The sequence below is a fragment of the Maritimimonas sp. 2210JD6-3 genome (genome assembly GCF_056591795.1).
The window spans coordinates 1-16069 of the sequence record NZ_JBWQOJ010000036.1; the positions used below are offsets into that span (position 1 = coordinate 1).

The following is a 16069-nucleotide window of genomic DNA, read 5'->3' on the forward strand; positions in this document are numbered from 1 at the left end:
AACATAGTCAAAAGAGGAAAGAGTAATCATTATTATTTTGCTTTTATTCAAGACGCAAAATCAATAATCTTAATGATAATGAAGTCTAAAAATTACTCTTATTGGTATACATTTTAATCTAAATAACTATTTCATATAGCCCGGCAGTTTTTATCTTAACTGATTTTCTCTTATTATTTGTAAAGAAAATTTGTATCTCATCAGACTCAGTTGTTTGAAGCTTTACTTTCATTTTTCCATTTTCTTCTTCTACATCTAAGATATCGGTATTTTGACTAAAAGGCATTATTGCCATGTTATTCTTAATAAAAATGGATTCTATTTTTTGTTATCTGATATCAAGAAGGTGTTTAGAATTTTCTAATAGCAATTCGACTTTATGAAAACTCTCATTAGACCACCAATCTATATTTAAAAGATGTATTTTTCGAGCATTTTTTTCAGGAATATCATATGCTACAAAAGACACATTATCATTACTTTTAATCCAACCTTTATTTTGCTCTAATGAAAGTACATTTTGAATTATGTTATTCATCTCTTGTTTATATTGGGAATTGATCTTTTCATCAGCGGGATATAAGTTATCTGAGAAATAGATTACTTTTCCTTTTCCTACTTCTCGATATTTTTTTTCTGAATGATTATGATAATCCCTTCCCAACAAATCATCTAAGGTAGTTTGGGCTATTGGCAATTTACTTGGTTGATCATGATTTAAATTTATATTGATATGCGCCCTAGATAATAACAACGTACCTCCTTGTTTTACGAATTTTAATAGTTTTTCAAAATCTTCTTTTTTAAAGTTATTCCATCCGGCAAAAATGATTGCTTGATATTCATTCATAATACTTTGAGAGGATTCGATCGGAATTAAATCTATCGGACCATAAGGTGTGCCGCTAAACCATCCTTTTGGTTTTCTATCACAAGGAACACAATAAATGGGGTTTAACTGGCTTCATGGATAAAAAATGTTTAGCAACTTGTAGCTTCCTTCAGCCTTATTGAAATCCCATTCTTGACCATCTTGCCCCAAAGGTTCTTATTCGTGAAAGAGAAATTAGACCACGCATCATTTCTTCCCTGTATAATAGCTACCGTTGGTACTATAACCCCAGATCTGTCATGAGTTTTAATAAATTTCGTCATACGCTGCTGCGCATTTATATGTCTTTTTCCAGATTCTGAAAATCTATCAAACCCAAATTCTGTTGCCCATAAGCCCTCTTCAGTATTAATGTGTGCTGCTCCCTGCATATATGCGGTAGCTAAAGACAAAAAAAGTCTATCTGCATGCTCAGGAGTATTAAAAGGTTGTGAACTCCATTGAGTTGCATGATGAGTTCCAAACTGTGTTTTTCCATAAACCCTAGATGCTCCGCGCAATGATGCCATGGTCACTTCATCTGCACCATACATAAACTCAGCACCTAGCCAATCGTAACCAGCTTCATATAAATACCTGAACAATGTTGAAGGGCCTGAATGACGCGTACTTTCACCTTTTGCATTCTTTAAATTTTTTACGAAATAACCCGCTCCATCTTCCATATTAAAGCCCTGATATGGATTGAAAAATTGAAATCTCTGATTAGATTTTTTATCGAAAGGCAAACGAGTTTTAGGAAAAACACTTCCCTTTGTTCTAAACTTGGAGGCTATATCGGTGTATAACCCAACTGCTTTTGACGCTCCCCAATAATAAAAAGTACCATCATCTTCATGAGCCTGTCTTCCTTTAAAATAATCGCTTTCAAACAAACTTACATCCAGATTAATTTCTTTAGCAGGAATTGTGCGGCCATCGGCCATCAATGCAAATGGAGTTTGCATTTGATCCAAGAAACTGTTTAGCCATCTATATAGTTTTTTATCGGCATGTACACTTACAGTCCCATAATGATTTGGCCTAAAAACATAAGCATTAGAAGTTTCAGAACTGAAAAGCCATTGTAAGTAATCTTCATATGTTTCTTTTTCTCTCTCAATATAAACATCGTCACTTGTTGATAACAATATTGTATCCTGTTTCTGAACTAATATTTGATTGATGATATGCTTTTCCTTCCGAAAGCCGTTACCCAATAATAATAGATTCATTAGTTCCTGACGATATTGCTTTAAAACTCAAAAGATATAAACCCGGCTCCTTAAATTTAATCTGATTGTTCTCTGGAATTATTTTTTTAGTTGCTGAGCTTTCTAACTGAACATTAGATTTATTAGTTCTTATAAGGATCGAAAATTTCTTTTTCTCTTCTACTAATTTTGGCACATAAACTACTTCAAACGCTCGCTTACTTTCAGTGATTAATTCTACTTGATCAATTTTTATAGGATAATAATTCGGAATACCATTTCGAATATTTTTTATTGTAATACTATTATCATTTTTAAAGTTTGATGGGATTTTAAATTTGAACCAACTTATTTCTGACGCCCTATCAAATTTTCTTCTTTCGTAAACTAATTGATTGTTTAATTTTATTTTAAACCTGGGCCATTCTTTAGAAGAAAAATTTTCAGCAACCCAGTTTTTATTATCTGTTGCCTTTTTAAAAGGAGTAATTTTATTATTAGAAGCATTATTAATTGGATAAAATTTCGGGTTACCAAGTTTTAACTTCCCATGAAAATCTTTAGCTCTAATATTTAGCATGATACTGGAAGTATTCTTTGGACATTTTATTTCTTTTTTAAGGATAGTCCACTTTTCTAAATCTTCATCCTTAATATTGTATGAAATTACAGCAGTAGAATCTGTTAAGTCATATATGTCTTTCAGGTTTTTCAAAATAAAAACTTAATATGGCCTCTATTGTATTTTTCCCATTAATATTTCTTTCAATTGGTTTAATCGGAACTGAAAAAAACCATTGAGAATTATCTTTCTCAATTCTGTAGAATAAGTTTCTTTCTAATGCAGAATCTACTTCAACCAACAACGTATACTCTTCATTTTTAAAGGTATCAGTGCTATCAAGATAATCTTCTATTTGATATGAAAATTTCTGAAAATTACCTTCTCCTCGATGGTGAAAAGGTTCTGGGTATATACTATTGCCTACTACTTTTAATCGATACTTTATCGAGTCCTTTTCAATTGGGAACCTAAATTTTATAAGTAGTGAATCCCCAGACTTTAAAACAGCATTAGAAGAGTCTTTGAAAATAATCAAATGCTTTGCTAAATGATTCTTGTTGTTTATAAAACTTGAGGATTTACATCCATACAAAGCTGCAAGTACAACTAAGACATAGCTAATAAATCTATAACTCATTTTGAAATTAAAGTATAAGCGCAATTTGACCAATATCACCTAGAAACCAGTTTAATTTTCAGTCATTTAAGTAAACCTAATCATCTAATCGAACAACTCGCAATAAAAAAGTTGTTATTTCAGATACCCCCACATTTCTGGTTATATAATATACTTTTTAGACAAAAAATCAAACCTCAATAGCTTAAAGATTATGTACATTTAAAATTAAAGTTAATCCGCATATCGTATGCATCAAATTTGTCTAGAAGAAAAGCATAATATTACAGATAAATATAGATTTGTTACTTGGGAGCATGTTTTTGAACAACCCAAATTTTGCAGATGTTATTATTATAACTACTCCTGATGATTTACATTGCGCACTATGTATGAAAACCCTTAAAATGGATTATGGTATACTTCTAGAAAAACCTATTTCCCCTTCAGAGCAAGAATGTAGAGGTGTTTTAAAACTCACAAAAGAGATTGGTAAAATCATAGGAGTTTGCCATGTACAACATTATGCGTCCTATTTTCAACAATTAAAGCCATAACCATGAAAGAGAGTTTTAAATACCTTACTATAATTCTGTTACTCATAACATCATTTGTAAATGCACAAAAAAAGGAAAGTTATATAAGGTTCGATCAAACTATTGGCTTAGAACATACAGGGCTTGCCAATGGTATAAACTACGTAAAGCAATACAAGACAAAAAAAGGACAGCACGTCTTTTTAGATACGCCTGATTTCACAAATGGTTCTATTATATATGACGGCCAACCTTATTACAACATCCCTATAAAATATAATGTGCTTGACGATGAAGTCCTTATTCATTTAAAAGGAAAGTATACCGAAAATGAGTTTCAACTAATAAAGGAAAAAGTAAAACAGTTTACCATCAACAATAGGAAATTCATCAATGTAGATACCCTAGCCGATGAAAACGAAATAACAACTGGTTTCTATGAAGTTTTAATAGAAAACCCAGTATTCCAACTTCTAGAAAAACATACCAAAAAGCAACGGGAAATCAAGGAAAACAATAAGTACATCTCTGAATTTATTGATGGAACAAAGCATGCCACGCTATATAAGGGTATCTACCACTCGCTTAAAACAGAAAAAGACCTTATAAAACTATTTCCAGAGCTAAAAAAAGACATCAAATCGTACGCAATTACTTTTAAATCCATCCGTAAGATAAACAAGGGCAACTACTTTAAAAAGATATTGGAACAAGTATATCCAAAAATTGCTAGTCTCTAATGGATGATTAGTTATAAAAGTCAATACCAAGCATTATATATAATGGAGACACCAAAAGCATCTATTTCTTTTAAAATGAACATAAAAATCAACACACTTACCATTCTAATCGTTTTTACTGGCTATTTGGCAACGGCACAAAAAGGCGTGAAAACTATTAGCTTGTCCTTTGAAAACCAAACCCAAGAAAACGTTTTACATGAGATTGAAAAGCTGACTGATTACCGTTTTTACTATCACGAAGCGTGGTTAGGCCAAGAGTTGATTTCAGGTTCCTACAATAAGGTTCCAGTTTCTGAAATATTAGAAGTTATCTTCAAAAATTCGGTCATTAATTTTCATATTCTAAAGGGAAATAAAATTGTGCTACTCCAAAACACTTTGGTCTATAACGAACTCCCCGAATCCTTTTTCGGAAAACCCAAAGAAGAAACCAATGTAGCCCCTGTTTTTACACAGACCACTGTTGCATCAGATACCAGAAAACAGCAAAGAACGGAAACCATCAGGATAGGGAAAGCCAATAAAAATAATACCTCTAAACGTTTTACCCTTTCAGGGGTTATAAAAGATAGCGAAACTGGAGAGGCATTACCCAATATCGCTTTAGTGGTCAACAATGGCAAAAAAGGTACCTATACCGATAACAATGGGTTTTACAAAATAGATTTGAACGCAGGATTCAATACCATTGAAATACGGTCTTTAGAAGTCCGAAACGTAACCAAAAACATCATTATCTATAACAATGGCGCCTTGGATTTTAATCTTGACAATGCCATAGAGTCTCTTGATGAAGTTGTTGTTAGCGCCGATGCAAAAAAGAATATCAACGAGACACTTTCGGGCAAAGAACAGATTGATGTTGAGGAGTCTAAAAACATTCCTTTGGTCTTGGGTGAAAGGGATGTACTAAAAGTAGCAACCAGTTTACCAGGTATATCCACAGCTGGAGAAGGGTCGTCAGGATTTAATGTAAGGGGTGGTAAGACCGACCAAAACTTGATACTCTTTGACAATGCCGTACTGTACAATCCCCAACATTTCTTTGGTATCTTTTCTGCATTAAACCCCTTTACACTGGGCGATGTTGACATTTACAAAGGGAGCATTCCTGCTGAATACGGAGGTAGATTGTCCTCAGTATTCGATTTAAAGACCAAAAATGGCAATACCGAAAAATTTTCCGGGGAAGCCTCTATAGGTCCTGTAACAGGTAATATTGCTTTAGGAATCCCTGTGGTGAAAAGCAAATCGGCTCTAACTCTTGCAGGGCGTGGTGCTTATGCCAATTGGATTTTAAGAGCTTTGGACAATGAGAACCTAAAAGATAGTGAAGCCTCTTTTTACGATGTAACAGCATCGTACAACCATAAGATAAATGATAATAACCAACTCAAGATTACCGCTTATGATAGTAGAGATGATTTCAGTATTACATCAGATTCGCTCTATGTTTATGAAAACAAACTACTAGCCCTTAATTGGAATCACCGAATTAACGACAAAAATAATTTGAGGGCCACATTGGCACACAGCCAATACAATTTTAACATTGATTTTGAAGGGGATGGTAATGGTAATTTTGAGTTGGGCTATACCATAAAGGAAACAGAGCTAAACTTAAAATTCGATTGCTATGTGAACCAAAAATGGTCATTCGATTATGGGCTCTCTACCAAATTGTATAACATAAACCCCGGTAATTTAAGACCAAAAGGAGAAGTTTCTACCGTGCAACCACTTGATATTCCTAGCGAAAAAGCTTTAGAATCGGCACTATTTATATCCTCATCCTTTAAGCCAAATAAACAATTGTCCTTAGACTTTGGAGCCAGATTCTCTATATTTAATGCTTTAGGGCCAAGTACCCAATTTGTGTATGAAGCCAGAGTACCAAGGCGTGCGGAAACCATTACCGAAACCTTGGAATTTAAGAACAACGAGACTATTAAAACTTTTGCCAACCCAGAGTTTAGGATGGCCGTGCGCTACCTGTTTACTGAAGATTTTTCTATAAAAGCAGGGTTTAATAGTGCTTATCAATACATACATCGCTTGTCTAATAACACCACAGCATCTCCTATTGATACCTGGAAACTGTCCGATTTAAACATAGCGCCCCAGCAATCCAACCAATATGCTTTAGGACTGTTTAAAAACTTTAAGGATAATGTCTATGAACTGAGTGTAGAAGGATTTTACAAAACCTCGGAGAACATTCTTGACTTTAAAACCGGGGCACAACTCTTGCTCAACCAAAACATAGAACGGGAAATATTACAAGGTGATGGGAAGGCCTATGGTATAGAATTTTTATTTAAAAAAAATAAAGGAAAGCTTAATGGTTGGTTGGGCTACACCTATTCACGGTCGTTCCTAAAATTAGATAGTGAACTAAACGATGAACAAATAAATAACGGAGACTTTTTCCCCTCTAACTTTGATAAGCCCCATGATATCAGTCTGGTGGCCAACTACAAAATCACTAAACGTTTTAGCCTGTCTACCAACTTTGTATACCAAACAGGAAGGCCTGTGACCTTTCCTGTAGGCAATTTTACGTTCGATGGTTCCAACTTTGTGGTCTTTAGTGAACGTAACCAATTTAGGATACCTGATTTTTATCGAATGGACTTTGGCTTGAACATAGAGGGCAACCATAAAAAGAAAAAGCTGGCACATAGTTTTTTAACCATTTCGGTTTATAATCTTTTGGGCAGAAATAATCCGTTCTCTGTATTTTTTGTAACAGAAAACGGAGAAATAAGGGCAAAACAGAGTTCCATTTTTTCGGTACCAGTTCCGTCCATTACCTATAATATAAAATTTTAATATGATTAAATCACATACAAACCCCATAATATCCCTAAAATATCAGTTTTATCTGGTATCTCTGTTTGTTATTACTATAATAAATGGCTGTGTAGAACCTTTTGAAGCCGGCACACAGAGCTTTTCTGATATCTTGGTTGTTGAAGCTGGCATTACCAGTGAATTAAAGCAGCACCAAATTGTCTTGACCCGAACCTTTAGGTTGGAAGAAGATATGGCCAAGGCAGAATCTGGGGCTACTATATGCATTGCCGCTGAAGGGCAGCAGATTAATTTTCAGGAAACATCACAGGGCGTTTACTTATCCGAGGTTCCCTTTCAGCCACAGGCCAACACAACGTACGTACTGAACATAAACACTGCGGACGGAACCAGTTATGTTTCCCAAGAAGCTACCCTTAGTGCGCCTTCAGAGCTGGAACTGAATGTAGAGCGCACGCTTAACGATAATGGAGAGGATGGGTTGGCCATCACCGCCAACAGCAATACGCCTGGTGAAGATAATGTATCCTACCGTTATGATTTTGAGGAAACTTACGAGATAAGATCCCGAAGGCCATCGAACCAGGAGGTGATTATTATCTCGGAAACCCCGCCTTTAACCGAATTGGTGGACAAGCAAGAGCAAGACCGTATCTGCTGGAACTCAAATATATCCAACAGTATTATGACCGTGGATTCCGATAATTTGGACGGTAGTATAGTTGAGCATTTCCCTATACGGTTCATCAATAAGGAAAACCCCATTTTGAGACACCGCTATAGTATCTTGGTAAGCCAAAGAGTGCAGTCTACCGCTACTAGGGAATTTTACCAAAGGCTTCAAGATATTTCAAGTTCCGAAAGCCTGTTCTCCGAGGTACAGCCTGGTTTTATCGGGGGCAATATACTGGCCAACAACCCAAACAAAAAAGTCTTGGGGCTGTTCGAGATATCCAATGTCGTTTCAAAACGGGTTTTTGTAAGTTTTCTAGACTTTTTTGAGACTAGCGATATACCAATATTAAATCCGAGGGATTGCTTTCCAGAGTTAGAAATTGTTGAATTTAAACACCAACAAATTATTGACATTCTTAAAGAAGGAGAACTAAGGTATTACATTAGAGAAATATGCACTCTTTGCCCACCTGTGTTAGGCGTGGTTTACAATTATACATTTGTTCCCGTAGAGTGTAGCGATTGTACCTTACAGGGGAGCAATATAAAACCAGATTTTTGGGTAGACTAACAATGAACATATGAAAAAAACATACCACAACATACTATTTATTTTATTGCTATTGAGCACATATTTATCATTTGGACAAACTTTTCAAAACAATACAAAAGAAGGCACTAATTTTAAAGAGTCTATTTTTGTACATCAAAACACAACGCTCTTATTCGCTGGAGAATACCTATACTACACATTGTATTGTATTAACTTAAATGAAAAACAACCAAGTGAGTTAAGTAAAATAGCCTACGTAGAACTGGTAGGTGAAGATTTAAATACCATTTTTAAACATAAAATTAGATTAGACAAGGGGCTCGGTCAAGGCGATTATTTTATTCCTACCTCTGTACCATCAGGGAATTATAAATTACTGGCCTATACCCGATGGATGCAAGATCAAGATATCGATGTTTTCTCCCAGAGTGATATTACCATTATCAACCCATACCAAGGCAACCAAAAAAGAATATTGAATGGTAATACCCATGATACTATAATATCTACTTCTACTAGTTTACCATGCTTAAATACAAAACGTCTTAAAAGCAACGTACCAGATAATATCCTTGTTATTAATACAAAAAAGGATACGTATACCCAACGTGAACAGGTAACATTAAACCTCCAAAACCAAAAAGGAACTTCCATTGTGGGGAACTACTCGCTTTCAGTACGAAAAAAAGATGCCTTAAAGTATGCTTTACTTCCTTCTGCTACGTCAATTAAAAATACGAGTGGGAGAATTCATTTAGAAAACAGTAATCTACTGCTCTCAGAGCTTCGTGGCGAACTACTGTATGGAAAGATTACGGCCAAAAACTCCTTGGTTCCTGTAACTAACAAAAAAGTGGCTATCTCAATTCCAGGAGAACAATTTGCACTTAAAATTGCAACTACGGATGCCCTTGGAAATTTTGTTTTTGCCTTGGATAATGCTTATGACGGCAATGACGCCTATGTACAAGTCATTGAAAATCCAGATGCTTATAGGGTACAATTGAAGAAAACACCACCTATAAACTACGACAATTTAGTTTTTGATAAATTCAGGATAACACCAGATATGAAAGATGCCATTTTGGAGCGCAGTGTCTTTAACCAAATAAACAATGGGTATTTTAGTGTACGGCCAGATACATTGGTTAGCCCAACCTATACCTACCCTTTTTCAAACAAAGACAAACAGACATATCATTTAGATGATTACACCCGTTTCCCAACAATTAAAGAAACTTTTGTAGAGTTAATTGAAAAAGTTTCAGTGGTAAAAAATAAAAACGATACCTATGAGTTTAAGGTCATCCCTGAAAATGCATCCTTGCTAAGTGAAGGGTTTCCAGCGTTATTAATAGTTGACGGAATGATGGTTTTGCACCATAATGATTTTGTGGACTTCAACGCCAAAAAAATCAAAACCATACATGTAATAAGACGTGCTTATTTTTATGGTCCGCAGGTTTTTAATGGTATTGTTCAAATTGAGACTATTGATGGTAATTATCACGAATCTATAAACAATTCATATGTATACAAACTACCATTGCTTAAACCTTTGGATGAAAAACATTATTTTCAACAGACATATAAAAGTCCTTTAAAAGCTAGTGAAGCTCGCGAACCCGATTTTAGATACCAACTGCTTTGGCAGCCTAAATTAAAAATTGAGAACGAGAAATACACCATAAACTTTTTTACATCCGATATTACAGGCTGTTTTGAAATCGTTTTGGAAGGGTTTACAAATGATGGAAAACCGGTTTCCGTAAAAAAAGTAATAATCGTGAGGTAAAAACAAAGCAACATTTAATTTCTATTAATAATGAATCAATTAAAATTTTTATTGCTCCTATTCTTATTATTCGGTTGCGCTATTCAAAAGAATAATGAGACTACATTAGAGAGGTCTAATAAACCAAAAAATGTGATCCTTTTAATTGGTGATGGCATGGGACTGTCACAAATTTCCAGTAGTTTTTACTTTGGAACATCAACTCCTAATTTTAAAAGATTTAAACATGTTGGATTAATAAAAACATCCTCTAAAAGCCACTTAATAACGGATTCGGCCGCTGGTGCAACTGCTTTTTCCGCAGGAGTAAAAACTTATAATGGTGCGATTGGGGTAAATAGTGACACCCTCGCTACAAAACTAATTCCAGAATTTGTTTCTGACTCTGGGATATCTATCGGCGTTATATGTACTTCGTCTATCACCCATGCTACACCTGCATCTTTCTATGCCCATGTAAAGTCAAGGGGCATGCAAGAAGAAATTGCTACTCAATTACCTTATTCTTCTGTAGACTTTTTTGCTGGTGGTGGCAAAGATTTTTTCTTTAAAAGAAAAGATGGTGTTAATTATGGTGCTATTTTAAAGAAACAGGGGTTTGTATTGGATACTGTAGCTCTAAAGAAACCTTCTAGCTTTAATTTACAGCATAAATTTGGATTTTTACTTGCCAATAATGCAATGCCTAAAATGAGCGAAGGTAGAGGAACTTTCTTGTCTAATGCTACGCAACTGGGATTAGACTATTTGTCCCAAAATGAAAAGGGGTTTTTCTACATGGTGGAAGGCTCTCAAATTGATTGGGGCGGCCACAATAATGATTCTAACTATATCATTCAAGAAGTGCTTGATTTTGATGCAGCAATTGGCAAAGCCTTAGATTTTGCTGAAAAGGATGGGAACACACTGGTTATTGTAACCGCAGACCACGAAACAGGTGGTTATACCTTAGCTTCAACTAATGGAAATTACAATAAAATAGAAGGTTCTTTTTCTACTAATGGACATTCAGCGACTTTAATTCCTGTTTTAGCGTACGGACCAGGAGCTGATAGCTTTTCTGGTATTTACGAAAATAATGACATCTTTCATAAAATCATGAAAGTGACAAATTGGTAGGAATTAATTCTCGTAATTCCTAAGACCTTTCTCTTTAAGGTAGTTAATTAATTTATCGGGTCTATCCGTTTGTATTATCGTAGCTCCCTTTTCTATTAAAAAGCCCCAATTGGCATCAGGATTTTTCAAAGCTCTATCGTCCCAGTGATTATCAGATAAGTATCCGTAAATACTGTTTATCCAAACATGATCATTATTCGTTCTGACCATTTTCATTAAGTCGTAACATTCTGTGCAATTTTTGGTTAATATGAGCTCATATATTTTGGGATTGGCTTTTGAGCTTTCAAAGGCTTTAATTTTTTCTTTATAACCCTCTACGTGCTCTGATATCACAGGATTGTATATCACCTCATCTGGATTTTCTAATAAGGGATAGCTTAAATCCGACACGTTAGCTGAACCCGGAAATAGGGCTTGTGTTAGGGTGCCTGTTTCTCTCAGCAAAGGCACAATTTCATCAATATATTTATAAGCCTTGTCCAAATCAATTAACACCTTGCCTTTAATCAAAACTAAGGCCTCTTTCAAAGTAGGAATAGATTCTTCGCTATATCCTCCATGCCCGTGTCTTAACTTAACATCGCTAAGCTCTTTAAACGTTTTTTCGGAAACTTTTCCTGTAGTATTTGTAGTTCTATCTAAGGTTGTATCATGCATTAAAATAAAGACACTATCCTTAGTACGCTGCACATCAATTTCTACAATATCTGCACCCATATCGATAGCACTTTCTATAGCTTTTATAGAATTTTCTGGATAATTTCGCCAATCTCCTCTATGAGCAGCCACCATGACATAAGAATTATTGGGATTATTCAATAACTCTTTGCGATCTTCGAGCGTGAGGTGTTTAACTTTAGAAGTTTCAGATTTTTTACAGGCGAAAAGGGAAACCAGACTGCAAATTAAAATTATCTTTTTCATATGCTATTTCGTTTCCACCTTAAATCCACCAAATATTTTTGACAATTCTTCAATATCCTTAATTGTTAATGGAGTTAATGAATCATTCCAATTCTTTAGACTTTTAAAGCCATAACTGTTCTTTACTTCTTCATATAACAACTCACTTGGCGAATCAAACTCGTCCGATAAGTCCCAAACTTCATCCACTTCATAATTGTTTTCAATAAAATTAGTATATTCTTTTTTGGTGAGTTCTTTCTTTAAATTATTTGCTGACCATTTGTCTCCGAAATTGCGGGTTGAATTTAACCACAATTTTAGTGCTTTAGCATTTGTTTTGGGATAAAAATGTTCAATCGCTTTGAATAAATCGTTCTCAAAATTATAAACTGTATATTTCGCACCAACCAGTTGCCAATACAATAATGGCACAAATCCTTTTTTAAGCTCAATTGTTGGATGCGCTATTAAGTACGGGTTGAAAATTACGCCTTCTACACTATTAAATTTCCCTTTATTTTTTTGCATTAATGCGAGAGTACTATATCCTCCTAAGGCATACAACCTGCCTAAATCTTCAGCCGTTATTGTTGTAACTGTAATCGACTGATCAATGCTTTTAGCATTATTTCTAAAATTATTCAGTTGTTTTTGGTTAATGCCGCTTTCCCAGTCGGCTATTCTTATAAAACTATCTTGTTGCCTAAAGTCATTTAAATCAACAATCTTTTCATTTAAGGTTTTTACATCATCTGGCGAGGTTCCGGGATACATGATGTAAATACTTCTATTGGAATATTCACCTTTTATTGTATCGTTGTATAATAACTGTTTTGCTTTGGTTTCACCTCCACTAGTTCCTGTAGCACCCAGTACAACTACATTTTTTACTTTATGCTGTTTAATGAAATTTTTATATACTTCGGGTAATTCGAGTAACTTTATCCATGACACCGCGTAAGGAACAGATGGATCATGGCTTAGCGTTGCATAAGATGCAATACCATTGTCATTTGCAGTTTTTAAAATGGTTTGAATTTCTTTAACTGTATTAACGCTGACCAAATAGTGCATAGGTAGCACTGGAGCTTTTAAAGCATTCGATATATAAGGGATAGAAGGAAAACCTGTAGATATTAAAACGGTTTCTATTTCAGAACCATCTCCAAATGTTTCGTTATAAAAATCTACTGTTTTATTGACTGAATTTTCTAAATAATTAGGTGTTGCCAAAACATGATTTGGGCCCGAGCCAGGTGCGTTTACTTTCCAAGAATGTGAGATTCCAGATGTTAGATTTTCGGCCGATTTTTCCACAATATATTCAGCACTCATACCACCATCCAGCTTGAAAACAGAAACATCGTTAATCTTTTCAGTTTCAATATCAAAAACCGTAAGCTCATCTTCACCTATTATTCTAAAAAAGGTTTGGTAGGTTTCATCTGGCTTATAACCTTTTTCTTTTTTAGTGATATAAACACCGTAAGCTCCTTTATTAAAATGTCGCGGTAAGTCTATTTCAAGGCTCTTCGAAAATTTACTTTTGTTACCCCAATCATTGCTTAATTCTTTAGATAAGGAACTTGATCCATCTGAAATATTCACTATTCTTAGGCTTAACGATTCTATCTTTGCTTTCTTGTCTAAATTTTTAGCGATTACTTGAGCGTTTAAGGTTTCTCTGGCATTATATGCTCCTTTACTAAAAATTACATCTATTTTTAGCGGGAGTTTTCCTTGTCTTTCACTATCTCCTAACTTTTGGTTCTTACATCCTAAACCTAGAAATATCAAAGCAAACAGTAATGTTATAGACTTCATTATTCTCATCTTCAAATGTTGTTTTAGTTATTTGGTATCTACTTTAATTTCTGGAAACCTTATAGAAATATCTTCTAAATCAATTAAATCTAAATACTGCAAACTTTCGTTCCAGCTTTTAAATGCTGATGGTGTAGTAGTTTTTAGTAAATCATCTGCTCTTACTTCTGTTAAGCTATTTACACCATTACTCAGATTCCAAACTTGTCCTTCCTGATAGTTACTTGATCTAACGGTTAGTCCTTTTGATTTTAACAAAGCATCCATAGAAGCATCGTTTGTCCAAAATGTTAAATCTTCAAATACAATATCTGGAAAATATGCGTTAATTGCATATTTTATTCTGGTACTCAGCCAATTGTCATATTGAAATTCAGCTGAGAATGCTGCAAAATATAAAAACGGTATATATCTAATATAGTTTTCATAACCAGGATTTCCTAATAAATATTGATTTGTAGAAATACCCCTTATAGCTGGCCCACCAACTTCAAAAATAGATTCATTCTTTTTTGCTAATGCCAAGGCTGTATAGGTACCTAAATTCCATAAATGTACACCATCATTTGCAGTAACTGTAGTTACCGTAACTCCCGTTTCTGATTTAAGTACATTACCAAAATTATCTATTTGCTCTGAAATTATGCCTGCTTCCCAATCTGCCACCTTAGTAACAGGTGATAATCTGGTTGTATTGTAATCACTTAATATTTGCTTTAAGTAACCATCTGATGCATCTCCCGAAAAACGCATTAAATATAAGGAACCAGCATCATATTTACCTCTTGTATCCGTTACTTTTTGTGCTAGGGTTTCCCCGTCATTTGTTCCGGTATGACCTAATAGAATAACATTTTTTACCTGATGGTCATTGATAAACTTTTTATATTGCTCTGGCAGTTCCAGTAATTTTATCCAACCTACACTTTGGGTATTGGTAATCGAAAAATCATGCCCAATGGTTCCGTAGACAGAATATCCCGTATTGTTGGCATATTCTAAAATAGTTTGCGCCTCCTTAATGGTACCCGATGCCACTAAATAATGTAATGGCAGTACCACAGCTTTCATATTTTTTGCTAAATACTGTACACCTGGTATTCCAGTTGAAATAATAACGGTTTCGATGTGCGTTACATTCCCTAAATTTTCATTATAAAAATCAATGGTTTTATTAAGTGATCGCTCTACAAAATCTGGAGTAGAAGCTATAATTTCTATGGGGTTTGTCCATGAATGGGAAATACCCGAAACAAAAGATGCTGCCGATTTTTGTATAGCATATTCTGCGCTTAACCCTCCTTTTAGTTTAAATATTGGTAGACTTTGATAATCTTCTTTATCAATTTTATAGGTTAGTAATGTTTCTGAATCGGAAACCCTAAAAAAGGTTTTATAAAACTCTTTTGCTGTACCATCTAAAAACTTTACGTTAATATAAACGCCATACGACTTCTTTTCTAAATCACTTGGTATCGTATAAATAGATTGTGAATTAATTTGGGACTCACTTCCAATACCGATTTCAAAGTTTTCAGATAATACCTCTGAAGTATTAATTAAAGTGCCACTTTCAAAATCTTTTACTTTAGCCTTAACCTCAACGATATTTATTTTAGTTGTTGAGGTGTTTTTTATCTTAAAAGCTTCTAATACTACTTGTTGCCCTATATCGTAATTGCCATTTACGGTTTGAACAAATCCAAGTTCTAGATTGGTTTCTAAAATTTCTTCATCGGGTACAGAAGGACTCAGAGCATTATCTTTAGAGCAAGATGAGTATACAAAGCCTATAATAAAAATAGTTACCATTCTTAAAATTATTCTTTTCATAT

At 34.4% G+C, this 16069-nt stretch carries 14 protein-coding genes; 6 read left to right on the forward strand and 8 right to left on the reverse strand.

Annotation, left to right across the window (positions count from 1 at the left end):
• Positions 1–118 precede the first annotated feature (118 nt).
• The 5 genes from AC1EUY_RS13030 to AC1EUY_RS13050 all read right to left on the reverse strand — a co-directional run bounded on the left by AC1EUY_RS13030 (position 119) and on the right by AC1EUY_RS13050 (position 3287).
• Positions 119–286: a hypothetical protein gene (locus AC1EUY_RS13030; RefSeq protein WP_480195982.1), complete on the reverse strand. Its 168-nt coding sequence runs from the start codon at positions 284–286 to the stop codon at positions 119–121.
• A gap of 42 nt (positions 287–328) precedes the next feature.
• Positions 329–850 carry a hypothetical protein gene (locus tag AC1EUY_RS13035; RefSeq protein WP_480195983.1) on the reverse strand — a complete coding sequence of 174 codons (522 nt, stop codon included), beginning with the start codon at positions 848–850 and terminating at the stop codon, positions 329–331.
• A gap of 131 nt (positions 851–981) precedes the next feature.
• Positions 982–2106 carry a hypothetical protein gene (locus AC1EUY_RS13040; RefSeq protein ID WP_480195984.1) on the reverse strand — a complete coding sequence of 375 codons (1125 nt, stop codon included), beginning with the start codon at positions 2104–2106 and terminating at the stop codon, positions 982–984.
• Positions 2084–2800: a hypothetical protein gene (locus AC1EUY_RS13045; RefSeq protein ID WP_480195985.1), complete on the reverse strand. Its 717-nt coding sequence runs from the start codon at positions 2798–2800 to the stop codon at positions 2084–2086. Before AC1EUY_RS13045 ends, AC1EUY_RS13040 begins: the two co-directional genes overlap by 23 nt.
• Entirely contained in the window at positions 2775–3287 is a 513-nt protein-coding gene (locus AC1EUY_RS13050; RefSeq protein ID WP_480195986.1) for a hypothetical protein, read from the reverse strand. The genes AC1EUY_RS13045 and AC1EUY_RS13050 overlap by 26 nt, the downstream gene beginning before the upstream one ends.
• A gap of 296 nt (positions 3288–3583) precedes the next feature.
• Here AC1EUY_RS13050 and AC1EUY_RS13055 point away from each other — a divergent pair, with 296 nt between their 5' ends.
• From AC1EUY_RS13055 to AC1EUY_RS13080, 6 genes are read left to right on the forward strand one after another with little or no spacing between them, the layout of a single operon-like run.
• Entirely contained in the window at positions 3584–3823 is a 240-nt protein-coding gene (locus AC1EUY_RS13055) for a Gfo/Idh/MocA family oxidoreductase (protein WP_480195987.1), read from the forward strand.
• A 2-nt stretch (positions 3824–3825) separates the two neighbouring features.
• Positions 3826–4542, forward strand: coding sequence for a hypothetical protein (locus AC1EUY_RS13060; protein WP_480195988.1), 717 nt, complete (start codon positions 3826–3828; stop codon positions 4540–4542).
• A 42-nt stretch (positions 4543–4584) separates the two neighbouring features.
• Positions 4585–7377 carry a carboxypeptidase-like regulatory domain-containing protein gene (locus tag AC1EUY_RS13065; RefSeq protein ID WP_480195989.1) on the forward strand — a complete coding sequence of 931 codons (2793 nt, stop codon included), beginning with the start codon at positions 4585–4587 and terminating at the stop codon, positions 7375–7377.
• Position 7378: 1 nt separating this feature from the next.
• On the forward strand, positions 7379–8605 hold the full coding sequence (locus AC1EUY_RS13070; RefSeq protein WP_480195990.1) for a DUF4249 domain-containing protein: 1227 nt from the start codon (positions 7379–7381) through the stop codon (positions 8603–8605).
• Between the two features lie 10 nt (positions 8606–8615).
• On the forward strand, positions 8616–10382 hold the full coding sequence (locus tag AC1EUY_RS13075; RefSeq protein WP_480195991.1) for a hypothetical protein: 1767 nt from the start codon (positions 8616–8618) through the stop codon (positions 10380–10382).
• A 51-nt stretch (positions 10383–10433) separates the two neighbouring features.
• Positions 10434–11501 (forward strand): alkaline phosphatase, encoded by a 1068-nt coding sequence (locus AC1EUY_RS13080; protein ID WP_480195992.1) that lies wholly within the window; start codon positions 10434–10436, stop codon positions 11499–11501.
• Between the two features lie 3 nt (positions 11502–11504).
• Here the strand turns inward: AC1EUY_RS13080 and AC1EUY_RS13085 are convergent, their stop codons facing one another.
• From AC1EUY_RS13085 to AC1EUY_RS13095, 3 genes are all read right to left on the reverse strand, one after another.
• On the reverse strand, positions 11505–12323 hold the full coding sequence (locus AC1EUY_RS13085) for a glycerophosphodiester phosphodiesterase family protein (RefSeq protein ID WP_480195993.1): 819 nt from the start codon (positions 12321–12323) through the stop codon (positions 11505–11507).
• Positions 12324–12431: 108 nt separating this feature from the next.
• Positions 12432–14234 carry a hypothetical protein gene (locus AC1EUY_RS13090; protein WP_480195994.1) on the reverse strand — a complete coding sequence of 601 codons (1803 nt, stop codon included), beginning with the start codon at positions 14232–14234 and terminating at the stop codon, positions 12432–12434.
• 27 nt (positions 14235–14261) lie between these two features.
• Positions 14262–16067: a hypothetical protein gene (locus tag AC1EUY_RS13095; RefSeq protein ID WP_480195995.1), complete on the reverse strand. Its 1806-nt coding sequence runs from the start codon at positions 16065–16067 to the stop codon at positions 14262–14264.
• Positions 16068–16069 lie beyond the last annotated feature (2 nt).

Excerpts from the sequence above, each read along its gene's own strand:
- AC1EUY_RS13030 (WP_480195982.1), bottom strand. The coding sequence starts at position 286 with ATGCCTTTTAGTCAAAATACCGATATCTTAGATGTAGAAGAAGAAAAT.
- AC1EUY_RS13035 (WP_480195983.1), bottom strand. The coding sequence starts at position 850 with ATGAATGAATATCAAGCAATCATTTTTGCCGGATGGAATAACTTTAAA.
- AC1EUY_RS13040 (WP_480195984.1), bottom strand. The coding sequence starts at position 2,106 with ATGAATCTATTATTATTGGGTAACGGCTTTCGGAAGGAAAAGCATATC.
- AC1EUY_RS13050 (WP_480195986.1), bottom strand. The coding sequence starts at position 3,287 with ATGAGTTATAGATTTATTAGCTATGTCTTAGTTGTACTTGCAGCTTTG.
- AC1EUY_RS13055 (WP_480195987.1), top strand. The coding sequence starts at position 3,584 with ATGTTTTTGAACAACCCAAATTTTGCAGATGTTATTATTATAACTACT.
- AC1EUY_RS13060 (WP_480195988.1), top strand. The coding sequence starts at position 3,826 with ATGAAAGAGAGTTTTAAATACCTTACTATAATTCTGTTACTCATAACA.
- AC1EUY_RS13065 (WP_480195989.1), top strand. The coding sequence starts at position 4,585 with ATGGAGACACCAAAAGCATCTATTTCTTTTAAAATGAACATAAAAATC.
- AC1EUY_RS13070 (WP_480195990.1), top strand. The coding sequence starts at position 7,379 with ATGATTAAATCACATACAAACCCCATAATATCCCTAAAATATCAGTTT.
- AC1EUY_RS13075 (WP_480195991.1), top strand. The coding sequence starts at position 8,616 with ATGAAAAAAACATACCACAACATACTATTTATTTTATTGCTATTGAGC.
- AC1EUY_RS13090 (WP_480195994.1), bottom strand. The coding sequence starts at position 14,234 with ATGAAGTCTATAACATTACTGTTTGCTTTGATATTTCTAGGTTTAGGA.
- AC1EUY_RS13095 (WP_480195995.1), bottom strand. The coding sequence starts at position 16,067 with ATGAAAAGAATAATTTTAAGAATGGTAACTATTTTTATTATAGGCTTT.